General features: G+C 34.9%; 15 protein-coding genes. 8 read left to right on the top strand and 7 right to left on the bottom strand.

Annotated features, from left to right (window positions below; translation table 11 throughout):
* Window positions 1-84 precede the first annotated feature (84 nt).
* The 6 genes from QTL86_RS09905 to QTL86_RS09880 all read left to right on the top strand — a co-directional run bounded on the left by QTL86_RS09905 (window position 85) and on the right by QTL86_RS09880 (window position 7,867).
* Complete coding sequence (locus QTL86_RS09905) at window positions 85-600, top strand: GNAT family N-acetyltransferase (protein WP_410497101.1); 516 nt, start codon at window positions 85-87, stop codon at window positions 598-600.
* Between the two features lie 584 nt (window positions 601-1,184).
* Window positions 1,185-2,636 (top strand): aminotransferase class I/II-fold pyridoxal phosphate-dependent enzyme, encoded by a 1,452-nt coding sequence (locus QTL86_RS09900; protein ID WP_410497306.1) that lies wholly within the window; start codon window positions 1,185-1,187, stop codon window positions 2,634-2,636.
* A gap of 21 nt (window positions 2,637-2,657) precedes the next feature.
* On the top strand, window positions 2,658-3,500 hold the full coding sequence (speE, locus tag QTL86_RS09895) for a polyamine aminopropyltransferase (RefSeq protein ID WP_127066219.1): 843 nt from the start codon (window positions 2,658-2,660) through the stop codon (window positions 3,498-3,500).
* A 40-nt stretch (window positions 3,501-3,540) separates the two neighbouring features.
* On the top strand, window positions 3,541-4,740 hold the full coding sequence (locus QTL86_RS09890) for a saccharopine dehydrogenase family protein (RefSeq protein ID WP_410497100.1): 1,200 nt from the start codon (window positions 3,541-3,543) through the stop codon (window positions 4,738-4,740).
* Between the two features lie 10 nt (window positions 4,741-4,750).
* On the top strand, window positions 4,751-5,884 hold the full coding sequence (gene nspC / locus QTL86_RS09885; protein WP_127066221.1) for a carboxynorspermidine decarboxylase: 1,134 nt from the start codon (window positions 4,751-4,753) through the stop codon (window positions 5,882-5,884).
* Window positions 5,885-6,127: 243 nt separating this feature from the next.
* A complete protein-coding gene (locus QTL86_RS09880) occupies window positions 6,128-7,867 on the top strand; it encodes a hypothetical protein (RefSeq protein ID WP_410497099.1) in 1,740 nt (579 codons plus the stop codon).
* 127 nt (window positions 7,868-7,994) lie between these two features.
* On the opposite strand, the gene QTL86_RS09875 is transcribed toward QTL86_RS09880, so the two are convergent.
* The gene (locus QTL86_RS09875) at window positions 7,995-9,737 is read right to left on the bottom strand and encodes an ABC-F family ATP-binding cassette domain-containing protein (protein WP_410497098.1); all 1,743 of its coding nucleotides are present in this window, start codon (window positions 9,735-9,737) and stop codon (window positions 7,995-7,997) included.
* A gap of 293 nt (window positions 9,738-10,030) precedes the next feature.
* Between QTL86_RS09875 and QTL86_RS09870 the strand changes: the two genes are divergently transcribed.
* Complete coding sequence (locus tag QTL86_RS09870; protein ID WP_410497097.1) at window positions 10,031-10,798, top strand: potassium channel family protein; 768 nt, start codon at window positions 10,031-10,033, stop codon at window positions 10,796-10,798.
* A 121-nt stretch (window positions 10,799-10,919) separates the two neighbouring features.
* On the opposite strand, the gene QTL86_RS09865 is transcribed toward QTL86_RS09870, so the two are convergent.
* Complete coding sequence (locus QTL86_RS09865) at window positions 10,920-12,125, bottom strand: cation diffusion facilitator family transporter (protein ID WP_410497096.1); 1,206 nt, start codon at window positions 12,123-12,125, stop codon at window positions 10,920-10,922.
* Window positions 12,126-12,148: 23 nt separating this feature from the next.
* A complete protein-coding gene (locus QTL86_RS09860) occupies window positions 12,149-13,117 on the bottom strand; it encodes a DHH family phosphoesterase (RefSeq protein ID WP_410497095.1) in 969 nt (322 codons plus the stop codon).
* 336 nt (window positions 13,118-13,453) lie between these two features.
* Between QTL86_RS09860 and QTL86_RS09855 the strand changes: the two genes are divergently transcribed.
* On the top strand, window positions 13,454-14,323 hold the full coding sequence (locus QTL86_RS09855; RefSeq protein ID WP_410497094.1) for a methionyl aminopeptidase: 870 nt from the start codon (window positions 13,454-13,456) through the stop codon (window positions 14,321-14,323).
* 92 nt (window positions 14,324-14,415) lie between these two features.
* Here the strand turns inward: QTL86_RS09855 and QTL86_RS09850 are convergent, their stop codons facing one another.
* The 4 genes from QTL86_RS09850 to QTL86_RS09835 form a co-directional block, all read right to left on the bottom strand.
* Window positions 14,416-16,020 carry a hypothetical protein gene (locus QTL86_RS09850; RefSeq protein ID WP_127066228.1) on the bottom strand — a complete coding sequence of 535 codons (1,605 nt, stop codon included), beginning with the start codon at window positions 16,018-16,020 and terminating at the stop codon, window positions 14,416-14,418.
* Window positions 15,995-16,726, bottom strand: a complete 732-nt coding sequence (locus tag QTL86_RS09845) for an ABC transporter ATP-binding protein (RefSeq protein WP_127066229.1) — start codon at window positions 16,724-16,726, stop codon at window positions 15,995-15,997. Before QTL86_RS09845 ends, QTL86_RS09850 begins: the two co-directional genes overlap by 26 nt.
* 145 nt (window positions 16,727-16,871) lie before the next feature.
* A complete protein-coding gene (locus QTL86_RS09840) occupies window positions 16,872-18,875 on the bottom strand; it encodes a carbon-nitrogen hydrolase family protein (RefSeq protein WP_410497093.1) in 2,004 nt (667 codons plus the stop codon).
* Window positions 18,876-19,070: 195 nt separating this feature from the next.
* Window positions 19,071-19,796 carry a polysaccharide deacetylase family protein gene (locus QTL86_RS09835; RefSeq protein WP_013656587.1) on the bottom strand — a complete coding sequence of 242 codons (726 nt, stop codon included), beginning with the start codon at window positions 19,794-19,796 and terminating at the stop codon, window positions 19,071-19,073.
* Window positions 19,797-19,891: the final 95 nt, after the last annotated feature.

The raw sequence follows: 19,891 nt of genomic DNA, 5'->3' as shown, positions 1-19,891 counted from the left end.
TAATCTATAATAATAGTAATACCTAAAATGCTAATTTGTTTAGAGAAGGTTATAAACAAATTTATTAATTTTATAAAATGCCAAATGAATTATGCTGATAATAGTGAGAGAACTACAAAAGATATTAAGAGAGATTATTTAAGGAGCAGAAATATGGAAATACGAGAACTTTTATCAAATGAATATGAAATGGCATTACAATTAGCTTGGACAGTTTTTCAGGAATATGAAGGCCCTGATTATTCTGAGCAAGGAATAAAATCGTTTTATGATTCATTGCACGACACTGAATATATAAAATGGCTTAGAATATATGGAGCATTTGAACATACTAAACTCATTGGTATGCTTGCGACTCGTAGCAATGGAAATCACATTGCTTTGTTTTTTGTAGATGGCAAGTATCATAGAAAAGGAATTGGAAAACAGTTATTTGAAAAAGCTTGTTTGGATAATAGTTCTGGTAATATGACAGTTAATTCCTCTCCTTTTGCTGTGGAAGTCTATCATCATTTAGGGTTTATCGACAGTGATATTGAACAAGTCACTGATGGCTTAAGATATACACCTATGATCTATCGTCTAAAAAAGGATAATTAAAATAAAGTAGATAAGTCAAAGATATATTAAGCAGAAGCAGTACAAGTATCTCTATCTAGAGGAGATTCTTGTACTGCTTTTATATGATGTAGCATTGCTTCTGAATGATGAAGATTAATTTTATAAAATAAAGAAATTATCTTCTATGATGTTAATAGGAGAGAAAAATAACTAATATTTTGCTTAAATAGTACAGTAAAACGAAAAAAACAAAAAAAATTATTCTAAAAAATACATAAAGCCCTTTACAGATTAGTAGCAACTAAAAAGTCAATATTATGAAGTGTTAGAAGAAAAGTAATTAAAAAAATAAAAAAGATAACTTTTCAGATAAATAAAAAATACCGAACAAAAGTTTAGTATGTATAAACAAAATAGTTAGAGAAAATAAGATAAGGTATTGCTATTTTTTTTTGTCTATTGTACAATGTGTAACGAAATCCATAAATAGGTGTTAGCCTATGGTATAACAAGCCGTAGGACGTGTGTGTTAGATGGAGTTATCTATTATTACTAAACAAATAACTTAATATTACATACACTATAAATGGCAGAAAAAATATATTTGTAAAGGAAAATGAATGATGTATAAAAGTTCTCAAGAACGTATGCCTATTTATGAGGCCTTACAAAAATATAAGGATATGCGCATTGTACCTTTTGATGTACCTGGCCATAAACAAGGACGAGGAAATAAGGAGCTTACAGAGTTTTTAGGTGAATCCTGTATGCAAATTGATGTGAATTCTATGAAGCCTTTAGATAATCTATGTCATCCAGTATCAGTGATTAAAGAAGCTGAGCAGTTAGCAGCAGAGGCTTTTGGCGCGAAACATGCTTTTTTCATGGTAGGAGGAACCACTTCATCCGTACAAGCTATGGTGATGACGGCGTGCAAGCGAGGGGATAAAATCATTATGCCTAGGAATGTTCATCGTAGTGCCATTAATGCTTTAGTTGTATGCGGTGCTATTCCTGTTTATGTGAATCCAGGGGTTAACAAGGAATTAGGAATTCCTTTAGGCATGTCCTATGAAGATGTTAAAGCTGCTATTTTAGAACATCCAGATGCCAAAGCAGTGCTGATTAACAATCCGACTTATTACGGCATTTGTTCACCTCTTAAACGTATTACAGAGCTAGCTCACGAACATGGTATGCTAGTGCTAGTTGATGAAGCACATGGGACTCATTTTTATTTTCATGATGAATTACCTGCTTCAGCCATGAGTGTAGGAGCAGATATGGCAGCTGTGAGTATGCATAAAACAGGTGGGTCTTTGACGCAAAGTTCTTTTTTACTCATCAATAACAATGTGGGTGAAGGTTATACACGTCAGATTATTAATTTAACACAGACCACAAGTGGTTCTTATTTACTCATGTCTTCTCTTGACATTTCCAGAAAAAATCTTGCTTTAAATGGAAAAGAGATTTTTGATAGGGTGATAGAACTTGCGAGTTATGCAAGAGAAGAGATTAATAAAATGGGTGGTTACTATGCTTTTGGTAAAGAGCTTATTAATGGAGACACAGTATTTGATTTTGACGTAACTAAGTTATCCATACATACAAGAGACATGGGCCTTGCAGGCATTGAGGTTTATGATGTTCTTAGAGATGATTATGATATACAAATAGAATTTGGAGATATTGGCAATGTGTTAGCTATTATCTCTGTAGGTGATACAGATTTAGCGATAGAACGTCTTATTTCAGCTTTAGCAGAAACTAAAAGACGTTATCTTAAAAGTCCATCAGGTATGCTAGACCACGAATATATTAATCCGCAGGTGGCAATGACACCTCAAGAAGCTTTTTATGCAGATAAGAGGTCTATACCAATAGAAGATAGTACAGGTTATATTTGTAGTGAGTTTGTTATGTGCTATCCTCCTGGCATTCCTATACTAGCGCCAGGTGAAAGAATTACAAAAGAGATTTTAGATTATATTCACTATGCCAAAATGAAAGGCTGCTTCCTAACAGGAACAGAAGACATTCATATTGAGCATATCAATGTGGTGAAAGAGTAAGAGGCGAAAGGAGCGAGTTTAATGGAGTTATGGTATACAGAGGAACATAGCCCTTATGTTCGTTTTTCGATTAAGGTAGATCGTCACCTCTATGCGAAGCAAAGTAAGTACCAACGTATAGATGTGATGAATTCATATGAATTTGGTACTTTCTTAACCCTGGATGGGTGTATGATGCTCACTGAAAAGGATGAATTTATTTATCACGATATGATTGTCCATGTGCCTATGGCTACAAATCCAAAGATTAAAAAAGTGTTAGTTATTGGTGGTGGTGATGGTGGTACTGTAAGAGAACTTATTCGCTACAAAGGTATCGAGCATATTGATTTAGTAGAGATAGATGAAATGGTAGTAGAAGCTTGCAAGCTTCACCTGATGCAAACTGCTTGTGGTTTAGATGACCCAAGAGTTCATATTTTTTATGAAGATGGCCTTAGATATATCCGCCATATAGAAGGGGAGTATGATCTGATTATTGTAGATTCTACAGATCCTTTTGGCCCAGGAGAAGGGCTATTTACAAAAGAGTTTTACGGTAATTGTTATAAAGCCTTAAAGGAAGACGGGATTTTAGTGAATCAACATGAAAGTCCTTACTATCAAATGCATGCTAATTCACTGAGAAAGGCACATGAGAAGATTATAAGTTTTTTCCCCATTACCAAGCTTTATAGTGCTCATATTCCTACTTATCCATCAGGGCACTGGCTCTTTGGCTTTGCTTCTAAGAAGTATGATCCAATAAAAGATTTAGATGCTAAGGCTTGGAATGAGTTAGGAATAGAGACGCAGTATTATAATACTGAGGTGCATAGAGGAAGTTTTGCTATGCCAAATTACGTTAAAAAGTTATTGAAATAATGAATAAAGAAAAAATACATAACGAGGAGATGATTAAGAGATGGGAAGAGCATTAATTATTGGAGCTGGCGGTGTTGCTAGTGTCGTAGTACATAAGTGTGTACAAAACTGGGAAGTATTTGAAGAAATTTGTATTGCGAGTCGTACAAAATCTAAGTGCGATGCCCTTAAGGAAAAATTAGATGGGGGTAAAACAAAGATTACAACGGCTAAGGTGGATGCTGATAATGTTGATGAGCTTATTGCACTTATTAAAGATTATAAGCCTGATCTTGCTATCAATGTGGCATTACCTTATCAAGATTTAACCATTATGGATGCTTGTTTAGCCACTAAAACACATTATTTAGATACCGCTAACTATGAGCCTTTAGATACTGCTAAGTTTGAATATAGCTGGCAATGGGCTTATAGAGAAAGATTTGAAAAAGCCGGGATTACAGCTATTTTAGGTTGCGGATTTGATCCAGGTGTAACAGGTGTCTTCTCAGCTTATGCGCTTAAACATTACTTTGATGAAATTCATTATATTGATATTTTAGATGCCAATGCAGGAGATCACGGCTATCCTTTTGCAACAAACTTTAATCCTGAGATCAATATCCGTGAAGTAACAGCTAAAGGAAGCTATATTGAAAATGGTGAATGGGTAGAAACAGAGCCAATGGAGATTAAGAGAGTGTACAACTTCCCTGAAATTGGGGATAAGGATATGTATTTGTTACACCATGAAGAGTTAGAATCGCTTGCACTTAATATTACAGGGATTAAGCGTATTCGTTTCTTTATGACTTTCTCACAAAACTATTTAACACACCTTAAAGTCCTTGAAAACGTAGGAATGACTTCTATTGAACCAATTGAGTATGAAGGTCAGCAAATTGTACCACTTCAATTCTTAAAAGCTATTTTACCAGATCCAGCGTCTTTAGGACCTAGAACAAAAGGAAAAACAAATATTGGTTGTATCTACCAAGGTGTTAAAGATGGAAAACCCGTTCAATACTATGTGTACAATGTATGTGACCATGAAGAATGCTATAAAGAAGTAGGTTCGCAAGCCATTTCTTATACAACAGGTGTACCAGCTATGATTGGAGCTATGATGCTTCTTCAAGGTAAATGGAAGAAACCGGGTGTTTACAATGTAGAGGAGTTTGATCCAGATCCATTTATGGAAGCGCTTAATAAGTGGGGCTTACCATGGAAAGAATCTTTTGCTCCTGAATTAGTAGAGTAAGGAGAGGACTATGGATTTAGATTTTACAAAAGTACCTACCCCTTGCTATGTGGTAGATGAACGCCTTCTAATAAAGAATCTAGAGATTTTAAAAAAGGTAGAAGAGGAAACGGGCTGCCGTATCCTCTTGGCTACCAAAGCCTTTTCTATGTATGAAACCTTTCCTCTAGTAGCCAAATATTTAAGCGGCGTGACTTCAAGTTCTCTTCATGAAGCTAGACTTGGCTATGAAGAAATGGGAAAAGAAGTTCATATCTATGCAGCAGCTTATAAGGAAGAAGAATTCCATAAGATTATGCACTATTGTAATCATATCGTATTTAACTCCTTTAATCAGTGGAATAAGTACAAAGAAAAGATAAAAGCAGCAGGAAAACCTATTAGCTGCGGTCTTCGTATTAACCCTGAATATGCAGAGGTAGAAACAGAGCTTTATAATCCTTGTGCACCTAAGTCACGTATGGGGATTACTTTAGAGCATTTTGCAGGTGAAGATCTAGAAGGGATTGAAGGTTTACACTTCCATGCTATGTGTGAACAAAATTCAGATACCCTGGAACGTATTTTAAAAGTGGTAGAAGAGAAGTTTGGCGCTTATCTTCATCAAATGAAATGGATTAACTTTGGCGGTGGCCATCATATTACAAGAGCGGACTATGATTTAGAAAAGCTCATTAAGTGCATTAAGCATATTAAAGAAGCCTATGATATAGAGGTTTATCTAGAACCAGGAGAAGCAGTGGCTTTGAACACAGGTTACTTAGTAAGTACGGTTTTAGAAACACTTCATAACGATATAGATATTGCAATTTTAGATACCTCAGCAGCTTGCCATATGCCTGATGTACTAGAAATGCCTTATAGACCACAGATTATTGGCAGTGGCCTAGCAACAGAAAAAGCTTATACCTATCGTCTAGGCAGTGCGACTTGCCTAGCTGGTGATGTGATAGGTGATTATTCATTTGACGCACCACTAAAAGAGGGTGACCGACTAGTATTTTGTGATATGGCACACTATACCATGGTTAAGAATAATACCTTTAATGGAATTAACCTTCCAAGTATTGTACTTTATAGTGAAAAAGAAGGATTTAAAATGATTAAAAGCTTTGGCTATGAGGATTTTAAATCACGTTTATAATGAAGAAGAAAACCTTTGAATCCGATGGATTTGAAGGTTTTTTTCTTGAAAGAGAATATAAAACTATTAATCAATGCTAGGCACGTAAATGCCTAGATTAGGGAAATACATATGCATCATTTATGGAAGAGCTGTTGCACTTAAATTGATAAATCATCGTATAAAAATTAAGGTTAAATTAAGCTTTGTATATTAAACTATTCTTGTAAAGTTGATTAAGGTTATGGAAGGGAGCATGTTAAAATGAATTTTAAAAAAGTAGCACCTATTTTAGCTTTAGTGGTAACAACAAGTCTTTTGGGCGGTTGTACTACAGATACAACTTATGAAGCACAAAGTACTCAAGAAGCCACTAATTTGCAAGAAAACAAAGAAGAAAAAGTATATGTCGTTAAAGTTCAAAATATTACAGATCATACAATAACGGCAGTAACTGGCGAGTTAACACAGGATGGGCCACCTGTACTACCCAATGGAGAGACGGTGACAGGAGATGGACCACCTGCATTACCTGATGGAGAGACTAAGGCAGAGAGTACACCATCTGCATTACCTGATGGTGAGGCAATGACAAATAATACGCCACCATCTGATGAAGGTGGTATGCAATCATTTAGTGCTTCCCAGGAAACAATTACTTTTACTATTGATGATACCACAGAAATTACAATAGAAATGTTACAGGGAACACAAGAAGGTACTCTTAATCAAATTGGTGTCAACGATATTTTAGAAGTAGCACTTAATGATGATCATACAGCTAAAAGCATTATTGTCAAAAATCTTAATGCAGGGGGAGGCTTTGGTGGAAGTAGTACCGTAACTCAAGGTACATCGGCTAATACAATTGATACGGATAAAAATATAACAGATGGAAGATATATTTCTACTGGAGATGATGAAAATGCACTCCGTGTTGACAATGCAAAAGTAACCTTAGATGGTATTACAGTAGAAAAAACACAAGGAAACTCTTCTAACACTGAAAATGGTGATTTTTATGGACAAAATGCTGGCTTACTTGTAACAAACGGAGCAGAGGTGACTATTAAAAATAGTGCAGTCAATACAACGGTAACAAATGGAAATGGTATTTTTAGTTATGGTGAAGGAACAGTTGTTAATGTATCAGATAGTGTCATTCATACAACAGGTAATAATTCAGGTGGTATTCAAACTACAGGTGGTGGCACTATGAATGCTACTAACTTAGAAATTGAGACAAAAGGTAACTCAGCTGCGGCTATTCGTAGTGATAGAGGAGGCGGTACTGTAAAAGTATTAGGTGGAAGCTATATAACAAATGGTACTGGTAGTCCATCGATCTATTCTACAGCTGATATTTCTGTAGCTGATGCTACACTTGTAGCTAATAATTCTGAAGCACTTGTAATAGAAGGTAAGAACGCTATAGCTCTTGAAAACTGTAATGTAACAGGTAATATGGATAGTAGTAATCTTGATGAAAATGATAGCGTACACAATATCATGATTTATCAAAGTATGTCAGGTGATGCCGCCATTGGACACTCTACTTTTACTGCAAAAAATGGTAGTATCACAGCTAACCAAGGTGATATGATTTATATTACCAATACAACTTGTACAGTGGAATTAACAAATGTTGCACTTACTCTAGCAACAGATACACTTCTTAATGTATCTGGAAATACAAGTTCAAGAGGTTGGGGAACACAAGGAAGTAATGGTGGTGATTGTACCTTTATTGCAACCAATCAAGCGATGAATGGTAAAATCCGTGTAGATGATATCTCTATATTAGATCTAACGTTACAACAAGGAACACAATTTACAGGATCAATAAATACTGAAAATATGTCAGGAACAACCACAGTTACAATAGATGACAGTAGTAAATGGGTGCTCACAGGAGATTCTTATATTACTGAATTCACGGGTGACTTAAGTCAGATTGAAACAAATGGTTATAAACTATTTGTAAATGGAGAACAAGTAAAGTAGTTTAAAAATTATTAGGAGTTAGGGAATCCTAAGTATACAGAGGTATATGAAGGATTTTCGGAAATTTAATTATAAATTTCAAGGCCTCATTAAATCGTAGGGATTCAATGAGGCCTTTTATCATAATTTAAAATAGCTTAATCAGTGCTTCTAAGTCGTCACATAGTATTTTAGCACGTATAAAATCGTTATCTTTTAAAGCCAGAGCTACTTTTGTTTCAAGCGCCTTTTTCTTTTGTTCAAGTTCTAGATAGTCTTTATCAAAATGGCTTGCATAAATCATTTTTCTAAATTTACGCATACTTATTTTTCTGATGGTCTTATCATCAATGATTAAGGCGTAATCCATACAGTTAACGATAGAATAGAAGTCATGTGAAATCATAAGAATAGCACCATTATAATTTCCAAGAGCTTTTTCAAGAGCTAATTGTGAGTAGGTGTCTAAATGACTTGTAGGCTCGTCTAATAGCAGTAGGTTTGCATGGCTTGTTGCAATTTTGGCTAATTGAAGGAGATTCTTTTCTCCACCAGATAAAGCCTCAATCTTTTGATGAAGCATTTCTTCTTCAAAGCTATAGCCCACAATATGGGAGAGTACTTCATCATCATTTTTAAAACCAAGTTCGAGAAATTCTTCAAAAATTGTATGAGACTCATCGAGCATTTCACCTTGGCGTTGAGATAAATAAGCCACTTCAGTGCCTTGGTTAAATGCAATGCTTGGATGATCATTTTTAAAAATTTCTCGTAGTAAAGTCGTTTTTCCAGTGCCATTAGCGCCAATGATGGCTACTTTATCAGTGGATTTAATTTCAAAGCTGACATTTTCTAAAAGTGTTTCTTCAAAGGCAGCGCTGTAATCCGTTACTTTTAAAATAGTGGTTTCTGGTTCTATTTCATGATTGGTAAGCAAATGAATAGCAGGCTCTTTGATGTAAACAAAGGGTGCTTTAATTCTGCGTGCTTCTAAACGTTCTTGGAGCTTTACTCTAGCTTTTAAAGATTTCCCTTTAGAAGGGTCAGCCAGATTCGTTGCGGCAGTTCTAAGTCTTTCAATAACTTCAGCATTTCGCTCAATGGCATCTGTATCAGCTTGAGCCAGTTCTTGTAGTTCAATCTTTTTCTCAAGGAGTGAGAAGTTATAATCCATATAGTTACCGTCAAATTCTTGTAGCTCCTTATTTTCTAAGTGAATAATCTTATTAAAGCAATAATTGAGTAGATAGCGATTATGGGTGATGACAAGAAGTGTGCCTTTGTGGGCATTAATGAGGTTTTTAAGGGCATTAAGATTTTCGAAATCTAAAAATACATCTGGTTCATCCATAATCATTAAATGTGGGTTACTGAGCATTTCCTTAATAACCTGAACAAGCTTGAATTCACCGCCACTTAGCTGAGAAACCATTAGGTCTTTATGTTTCATAAGAACGGCTAAATTTAATTTTTTATTAATGTTACTTTCAAAATCATCTCCACCAAGTGCTTCAAAAGCATCTAACGTTTCTTGATACTTTTCAAGTAAGGCCTCAATATCAGAAGAGGTTTCCATTTCAGTGCAAATGGCTGTTAATTCATTTTGTAACCCAATACATGGGCCGCCTATATACTCAAATACAGTCATATCTTTTGTTTGTGTAGGTTCAATGAACTGACTCACATAACCAATGCGGCAGTTAGGTGTTATCTCTAAATCACCCTCGAACATATATTTTTCTGGGTTCATGATTAAATCAATCAAGGTGCTTTTTCCACTACCACTTACACCTATAAAAGCACAGTGCTGACCTTCTTCTAATGTAAATGAAATATGATTAAAGAGATCTTTTTGGGGAAAAGAGTAGGATAAGTTATCAACGTTTATCATAGAATGTCCTTTCTTGTCTTTGCTACTAAAAAAGAGCCTATCAAAATAAGCTCTTCGATATATTATTTTATAAACTACAATTTTTTACTCATTTTTGTATGTAAATCTGTTTTGTGAATTTGCTTTAGTAGTATAACATCTTTTAGGATTACTATCAATCTATTCGTTTCGAAGGAGCTATGAAAGATACAGATAGATGGGCATGACTAGGACGAAGGCGGAATATAATGAAGCAAGGTGGATAAGCTAGGAGGAAGACTATGTACCTCGTTCTTATATTGTTAATATTACTAATGGGGCAATTAATAGTAGGGGCAAAAAGTAAGCAATTATCTTTGAAGAATATAGTAAAGGAATTCTTTTGGGTAGAAGGTAGTTGGCAAGATCAAATGATAGATTTGCTGCAAAAGGGCGTTGTGATTTTATTAAGCATTGGCAAGGTCTTAAAACAAGAAGGTGAAATTCAAAAATGCATTGTGTTTTTACTAGCATTTGTAATGTATAGTTTATTACTAAAACTACTTATCAGTTTTACACTGTGGCTGGAAGAATACTTAATGAGTATGACACTTGATATTGCATTTTCTATTTTAACACCTACTGTGATTTTAATGTTTTTTTCAACAATTAATACGGTTATTACAAGACAGGTAGCTTTTATGGCACTTATTACAAGTGTTGTCATGGTGTATTTAGAAATGCTTCATTTTATAACAGGCGAAGTACCTTATAAGCCAGATACAAAAAGAGGAAAAGCATTAAAGGTAAAGAGTATTATTGCATGGCTGGTTATTATTTTAAGTAATCTTTATACCTTATTAGTTCTGGTTCAGTTTACAGGACACTCTAGAGTTCATCATTTTATACAAGCTGAAACCTTTAATCAGCAAAGTGCGGTGGACTTATTTTATTATCTGGTGATTACGTTTACTACAGTTGGGTTTGGGGATGTTTACCCTCAAACAACTTTGGCTAAGGTACTCACCATAATGATTGCTCTTTCTGGCATGCTATTTTCAGGCATGTTTATAGCAACAATCTTAGCAGTAGATGAAAGTTAAAATAGTAAAAGAGCTATAGAAGCACTACCTTGTCAAAGGAGGTGTACACCTTATAGCTCTTTTAAAGGATATATTATTAGGCTAAGTGAGTGTACGTCCAAAGAGGAATACACTTACCTAGCTAAGAAGATTGATTGGTTATGTGTGAAGCAATAGAGGTTGAGATGTAATTGGTATCTACTGTAATGACTGTATAGTAGTCTGGATTAATTGTTTTAATAGCTGTATCTAAAGCTTTAGCTAACTCAGAAGGTGATTGCTTAAAACCTATAGGAATAGCAATATCAAAAATAATATTACTATGAGTAGGTCCCATGATCATACGGAAATCATGAATGGAAAGTCTGGGGTCTATAGTTTTAGCGAATTCTTTAACTTGTGCTTTTAAGTCATTAATCACAGGGTCGTTAGTGACAATAGGATCCATATGAATGACCAAATCAATCCCCATTTCTCTTTGAAGGTCACGTTCAATATTATCTATTATATCGTGACAGTGAAGTAAATTAGCATCTGCAGGTACTTCTGCATGGACAGAAGCAAACCAGCGGTTAGGCCCATAGCTATGGATGACTAAATCATGAAAGCCAGTAATTTCTTTATAGCTGAGGAGCCTGGTCTGAATAGCATTTACAAACTCAGGGTCAGGTGCTTGCCCTAGTAAAGGACTTGTAGTTTCTTTAATGAGTGAAATACCTGAATAAAAGATAAAAGCGCCTACTACTCCGCCCATTAGACCATCCAGGTTAATACCTGTAAAATAGGCAATGATGGTGGCGAGAAGTACAGCACTTGTAGCTAAAACATCATTACGGCTATCTGTGGCTGTAGCAATCATTGTGGTAGATTGAATCTTAGTACCCAGTATGCGGTTAAAGCGACTTAACCAAAGTTTGACCATAATAGAAAAGACTAATACCATGATTAAGATAGGGCTAAATAAAATGGGTTCAGGATTTAAAATTTTACTGATAGATGAACGAATAAGTTCTAAACCTAAAAGTAAAATAATAAATGAAACAATCATACCTGAAATATATTCAATACGTGCATGACCAAAAGGATGGTCTTCATCTGCTGGTTTTGCAGAAAGCTTGAAGCCAATGAGAGTTACTACTGATGAACCGGCATCTGATAAGTTGTTGATACCATCGGCAAAGATAGCCATACTTTTAAAGAGTAGGCCAATCCCCATTTTACTTAAGCATAAGATAAGATTAGCAATAATACCAACCATACTTCCTAAATGTCCATAAGCCTCTCGCACCTTAGGATTAGTAATATCTTCGTAATTTTTTATAAAACATTTAATAAGCGTTTTTGTCATAAATCTCCCTCCATTCACTTGTTTTACTTGGCTTTATTTTCCTCTGTCAAGTGAAATAAAGTATTAATAACCAGTTCTCTAATAGAAGGAGGAACTGGCATACCAGCAGCTTTTGCATGACCGCCACCACCGAAAACTTCTGTAATATCTGTAGCAAGGTTCACATTATCTTTGACAGTACGGCAGGAAACACCGCCGCCCACATTAATCATAGCAATAAAGTCTAATTCTGGATGGAGTTCCCCTAGCTTATTACCAAGTTCACTTTGAAAACGATTAGCAAAAACAATTCCCGCTTTATAACCTAAAATTGTTTTTTCAATAATTTCTTCGTTACGTGCCTCAATATATTTATCAATTTCATTTTGACGAATTTCTAAAAGAAGCTGTTGCGTTTCATCAAAAGTAAAAGGGCCCTCATCTGTTTGCAGGCGTTCCCACCAATAAGTCATAAAGCGTTCATTACCTAAAATAGAAAATAAGTCATTGAGCTGTTTCGCTTCAAGGTCTCCTAAAGGTTGCCAATCCCAAGTGTCTAGACGTCTTACTTTTTCAACATAAGCAGCTGTAAGAGGATTTAGAAGTAGCTTACTTGATGCATGTGTTTTAAGATAGTCAAAAAATAAAGAAGTACCACTACATTTAATACCTGCTTCATCTTGAATACGTACTTGACACCAAGGGAAAACTTCTAGGGCTGTAGCAGAAAGGTGATGGTCAATAAGCTGAAAATGTGAAGCAGATAGGTCACTATCAGTAGTGTCAATCAAGCTTTGAATGGTTTCTGCTAAATCTTTGGTAATAGAGATATCTGTAATATAGCAATGTTCATAATTTAAATATTCCTTATTAGTGATATAAAGAGAGATTTTCTCATTAATATCTTCATAAGAGCAGTTGTCAAAACTCACTTCGTTAGGTCCATAAGCTAATTGTGCTAAAAGTACACAACTATACCCATCTAAATCATTATGTGAAAAATGTTTAATCATATTTTAATCTCCTATAAGTTTTAATCATATTCTACAAATAATAGTAAAATGTATCAATCAGCCATCTTCAAAAAAGTAACTTTATACCATGTTATTTTCTGATTTTTTCTAAAATGTGTAATGATACAATTCAATAGGGCTGTATGAAATGTCAAAGCCGTCATAAGTATTATGGCATTTTGCGTGACTTATATGTAGAACAATTGCTTTTAGTATAAACCACTCCTAAAAGAGATTCTAGTAGGATTTCCAAGAAAACGTGTAAATTTTTCAAAACAGGTATATAATAAGGACTGATGGTAAGAGAAAACTTATCTAGTAGGGAGGAGTAAAAAGATGTCAATTGACCGTAATGACCCATGCTGGTGTGGTAGTGGGAAAAAATATAAAAAGTGTCATTTAAGCTTTGATGAAAAGCTTAAACATTTAGAATTACAAGGTGAGGAAGTGCCGCCTAGAGAAATTATCAAAGGACAAGCTGATATTGAAGGTATGAAAAAAGCTGCCGAGATTAATAATGCTGTACTAGATTTAGTAGGCACAAAGATTAAAGCGGGTATGTCTACAGAAGCAATTAATCAATTAGTTCATGAGTATACAGTAAGTCATGGTGGTATTCCAGCACCTCTTAATTACGAAGGCTATCCAAAGAGTGTTTGTGTATCTATTAATAATGTGGTTTGCCATGGTATTCCTTCAGAAGAAACCATTTTACAAGAAGGCGATATTGTGAATGTGGATGTAACCACTATTGTAGATGGTTATTTTGCTGATGCTTCTAGAATGTATATGATTGGTGAAGTCAGTGAAGAAGCTAGGAGGCTTGTAGAGGTAGCTAAAAAATGCCTAGAAGTAGGTATAGCGGCTATTAAACCTTGGGGACACCTTGGAGACATTGGGGCTGCAGTACAAGCTTGTGCCGAATCAAATGGATGCTCTGTCGTAATAGATTTAGGTGGACATGGTATAGGAAAGCTATTCCATGAAGAACCTTTTGTTCCTCATGTAGGAGAAGAAGGAGAAGGAATGCTGCTTGTACCGGGGATGACTTTAACGGTAGAGCCAATGATTAATGCAGGTGATTACCGCGTCTATATTGATGACGAAGATGGATGGACTGTTTATACAGAAGATGATTCACTTTCAGCACAGTGGGAGCATACTATCCATATTACAGAAACAGGCATAGAAATCATTGCCTATTAAAATATAGAAAAATAGTTTTTATAGAACAAAGGAGAGCGTAGCAATCTTATATTTAAGAAGCTACGCTCTCCTTTCTATAGAAACCATTATGCTTAATAAATCGTATTAAAACGTTTGATACCTATAGTTTTAAGTAGATAAAGACAGAGGCTATTTAAAAGGAGCAAAACCACAATAACACCTATGAAAAAGAGGGTAAGGTTTTGTGGCTTTAGTAAAAAGAAAAGGCCAACTGGTGCTCCTATGAGTCCCATACCTAGGAAAACAGAAATCATACTACTTGCACTTTGCTTAACCACAGCAGTTTCATTACTCCAATTCAGTTTAGGAAAAAAGAGATTAATGAGTAAGCCGGAGGTAGCAGTTAAAAAGGCATATAAACTAGGGATACTCAAAAGATAAAATAAATCGACTAGGCCCAGTTTAAAGTTAAAGGCAAATAACAAGCTAGCTAATAAAATAGCAGGTAAACAAACGGTTAGGTTCAGCAAAATTTTTGCAGTAAATAAAGTTGTGGGTGTTACAGGTAAGGATTTAACAATCCATAGGTTTTTACCTTCCATTGAAATAGAAACAGAGCTTGTAAAGCTTATTGCTGCACTACCGGCTAAGATGGTGACTAAACCACCTACTAAATAATTTTGAAGTTCTGGCATTTGTAATAAAGCTTCAAGCTGATCAGGCGAGAAGAAGAAAGAACCTATAGCCATGATGACAACTAAAAGCATACCAATAGAGGTATTCATGACATAAATAGGTGAGGCTAAATAGCGTTTGACTTCTTTATGATACAGCGCTTTAATAACGGATTTTGTTTCCAAATGCCCTAGTTTAAAGTTAGCCATTTGATGTGTTTCACTTAAATTGGCTACAATTTTTTTTAGGCCTTTAGCCAGTAAAACAAGAATAATGGCAGTAGGGATAATAGAATAAAGGCCAAAGCTTATAAGGGCAACACTATTTAACTCAACCAGTGCCGTTGTTAAGTAATAAGCAGGTGGATAAAAACGTTTGATACTTTCAAAAATCATCTCACGATGGGTCAATAAAAGTGGTAATAGTTTATTGGCATTTAATTGCAAAGCAAAAGCACCAAGTGTTAAAGCAACCATTAAAAATAATACGACCATAGACCCATGCTTTTTAGAGCGAGAAGCAATAAAAGAGGTGCCATAAGCAAGGATAGTTGCTATTAAAGTAGGAAGTAACGGTACTAAAACGATGGCGAAAATCATCATAACAAATATCCAAGGTGAACAAGTTGTTTTCAAGTAGTAAATAATCATAATAGGTGTAAAGAAAGCAACTGTTAATAAACAGTTCATGAGGTAAGTAAAAAATAATTTGCTCAGTAAAATAGCTAAAGGTTTAATCGGTAAAGAAAAAAGTAAGGAATAGTCCTTAGCAGTAAATACACTACCTTGGATACTATAGGTAGAAAAAATAATGATGATTAAACTAATAAGAGTTAAACCAAGAAGTGGTAAAAGGTTTAAGCCACCTACGCTTTCTAGGCCATTAGCTAACATAAAAGCATACCAGGTTGAGAGCCCTACAAAAACCACAGCAGCATAAAGCATTAGTATACCCATAGCAATCATTTTAGCTTTTTCGGTTTTGGATTTGGTATATCGTAATTGATTAAGCCCTAATAATTGTTTTAAATAAGCTTTAATTAATATTGGATAAGGATTCATTATCAATCAACTCCATAAATACATTTTCTAAACTTTGATTACCAATAACATCAGCTACTTTACCTTTTGCCATAAGTTTACCTGCTTTAATAATGGCAATTTGGTCACAGAGCTTTTCTGCTACCTCTAAAACATGAGTGGAAAAGAAAATAGCAGAGCCCTTATCGCAAAACTCTCGCATCAGCTGTTTTAAGGTATGACTGGCCTTAGGGTCAAGTCCTACAAAAGGTTCATCCAGCACTAAGAGTTTAGGGGAGTGAATAAAAGCAGAGATTAAAGCTAACTTTTGTTTCATACCATGAGAGTAACTGGCAATCAGGTCTCCTAGGTAAGGTGTAAGTTCAAAAGCCTCACTGTATTTTTTGATTTGATTTTCTCTTTCCTTGGTTGACATACCAAATAGGTCAGCAATAAAACTTAAATAGTCAATACCTGTAAAAGCATCATACAGATCAGGATTATCAGGAATATAAGCAAGGGTTTGTTTACAAAGCAGAGGCTCTGATTTGATAGAATGACCATTGACAAAAATATCTCCTTCCGTTAAGTCTAAAATGCCTACGATGGCTTTAATGGTGGTCGTTTTACCTGCACCATTATGACCGATAAAACCATAGATTTCGCCTGATTGTACATCTAGAGAAAGTTGGTCCACGGCCTTATGTCCATTTTTATATGATTTACTATAATTCACAATACGTAGCATAGGAGCGCCCCCTTTATTAAAATATAAAAATTATATTTGTTATATATATTGTATAACAAATATAATTTACTAAGTCAATAGCTTTTTATTTTTATAGTTAGAGCAAGAAGAGAAAATCGGGCCTTTTTATGTCGCTAAAAAAAGCTTAAGTATCGAACTTAAGCTTTTGGTACCAAGTAGCATAAAGAGCAATTTTACTAGGTAGAGTAGCGTATAAACTTCCTAAACGAGCTTTGGTAAGTTTAATTGTTTCGGATAATAAGGAGGGCATTTCGGCAAGTGGCTCGCCATAATAATCGACATAATAATCATTTTTAGCTTCATGCTTAGCATGAGTAACAGCTCCGTATTTAGGACCAATGATGGTACTTGTACCTGGATAAGTAGCTAAAATATCACCCGCTTTACCATATTCTGTTCCGCTTAGATTAGCAACCAAAATAAAAATACTGTTAGTATCAGCCACATACTCCAGTTGGTTTTTGTAAGCCATTTTGAAGTAAGGTGAACTCTGATCAGTGTGAAGGGTAGGTGAATCATGAGTAGCATTTAAGACGATTTGACATCCCATACCTGCATAATACCGAATGAGTTCTGTAGAAAGTTCATCATCTATACAAAGACCTATTTTGCCAAATTCAGTTTCAATGATAAAAGGTGTTTCGCCTGTTTCATACCAAGAAGAACTTGGATCAGGATGAATTTTTCGATACGAGCCAATAATGCCTTGGGGACCAATAATAGCTAAAGCATTATAAAATTTATCATCCTCTGCTTTTTCAGGCATGCCTAAAATCACATAAAGGTTGTACTTTTTACAAAGAGCTGCTATTTCCTGAGTGGAGGGCCCAGGAATGGATTCAGCTAAAGTTTCTTGCATAGTAGAAGTACCATTTTCATCTAAGCTATAACCAGACAGTGCAAGCTCTGGAAAGAGGAGAAGCTTTAGGCCATCTTCCCCAGATTTTATAATAGCTTCTTTAATCTGATTTAAATTAGCAGTTTTATTACCCCATACGGGAGTAAAGTCCATAACACCCACACGAACCTCAGCAGTAGAAGGCTCTTCTTTATCAGCAGAAGCTAAAAAGGTGTACCAAGTCTGATAAAGAGCAGGTTTATACATTTCAGTAGAAAAGCCTTCCAAAGTGGCTAAACTTAAATCAAGGGTAGCTAAATAAAGACCTTCCTCATCATTAAGTGGTTTAGCAGGAATATAAGGGGAAGAAGCACGAACACCGTAATAAGTAGAAGGTAAGTCTTTTGAACTACCAGAAGGCCCAACGATGACACTACCTCCAGGAAAGGTATTATCAGCAATCGTGCGATCAATAGGAGCAGTTTCTTCACCAATTAAATTAGCACTCGCAATATAAAGACCGTTAGTATTAACGACACCTTCTAAACGATTGGTATAATACCAAAACCATTTAGTCATATCATTACTAGCACCACCATAAGCCTTTGAACTTGCTGTAGGATTTAAAATAAGTTTGCAGCCTTTAGCGCCATAATAACGACTAAGTTCTGGATAAGCATAGGTGTCATAGCAAATACTAATACCTATAGGTCCCCATTTTGTGTCGAGTACAAAAGGATCACTACCAGCTACGCACCAAGAAGTTTCTGGTTCAATGGGGTTGATTTTTCTATAAGTACCTTCTACACCAGAAGGAGAGATAATGGCAGCAGCATTATAAACAGTATCATTACTAGGGTCTCTTTCCGGCAGTCCATAGACCACATACATATTGTATTTTTCACATAAGCCAGCAATTTGATTAGAAGAAGCTAGAGGGTCTAAACTAGGAACGGTTTCAGCTAATTGAACATGCATTTTTTCATTTTTTCTAAGTCCGTTTAAGTAAGCGCCATCGCGTTTTTCTTCGTCTGAATAACCGGTTAAAGCAAGTTCAGGAAAAACAAGAATATTAACACCGTGGGTAGACGCTTCTTCAATATAAGTTTTCATTTGTTCGATATTAGCTGCCTTATCACCCCACTCACTATGAAAATTAACAACACCTACCACAATAGAGTTTTGATAGGTAGTAGTATTAAAATAAAGAATAAATTTTAAAATAAAGATTAAAACAATAGCACATAAAGAAAAATATGTAAACAAATTAAGTTTAATTATTCTATTCATATAAAAAAATCCTTTTCATTGTGATAATTTTAGTATAAACATACAAGATATAAATGGCAATATTTATGTCAATGATGAAAGGACATTAGAAAATAAACGAGTACCCTTATTCTTATACTAGGGGAACTGAGTTCCCCTAGTAGGAAGAGAAAAACACTAAAGTACGCCTACTTTATAAATAGGTTAATATAATTCTTATTTTTTAAAGCGATAAAAATAAGGTGTAGTGGTATGATCAATGGCTTTAAAGATATAGCCTTCTTGTTTGTAGTAAGTGATAATATCATTTAAAGCTAAAGCAGTATTTTTATTATTGCCGTTACAATGAGCTAAAATAATGCGGCGCATACGACCATCTTGACATTTTTTTGCATTTTTCACAAAAGTAGAAGGGGGTAAGGTACCTTTAATACCATCTTGTAAATCAACGTTCCAGTCATAAATACAGTATCCTTTGGCGCAAAGAGCGTTATAGAATTTAGTATTAAGTCTACCAGCACTACCGCCAGGAAAACGAATGGCTTTAATATCTAAATGAGTTCCTAAGGTTTCGTTAATGGTAGATTTAACCTTTTCCATTTCCATAATAAAGGATTCAGGATTTTTATAAATAATCTTGAAGTTGTGACTATAAGTATGAAGGCCAATACCGTGGCCTTCTTCATAAATGCGTTTTAAGATTGCTTCACGACCTTTGATTTCTTTGCCTACTATAAAGAATGTAGCTTTTACATCATTTGCTTTTAAAACATCTAAAATCTGTTCTGTTACTTTAGGTGTTGGCCCATCATCAAAAGTAAGATAAACAACTTTTTCATCTGTTTCTTGAGGAGGAGTTATGCTGCTAGCTGAAAGTGAAAAAGGAAAAATAAAGCATAAGCTAAGAAGAAGTAAAAATAAAGTTTGAATGATACGCTTCATTACAAAACCTCTCTTTCATAAGTCATATTTATTTAGTAGTATGCGTAAGTTAAATGAAAAATATTTACTTGATAAAAACACCTTGATTTATATAA

The sequence above is a fragment of the Cellulosilyticum sp. ST5 genome (assembly GCF_046529625.1).
In the GTDB taxonomy this organism is placed as follows: Bacteria; Bacillota; Clostridia; order Lachnospirales; family Cellulosilyticaceae; genus Cellulosilyticum; species Cellulosilyticum lentocellum.
Note: the sequence above shows the minus strand (reverse complement) of the source record. Positions and strands in the feature narration are given on the sequence as shown.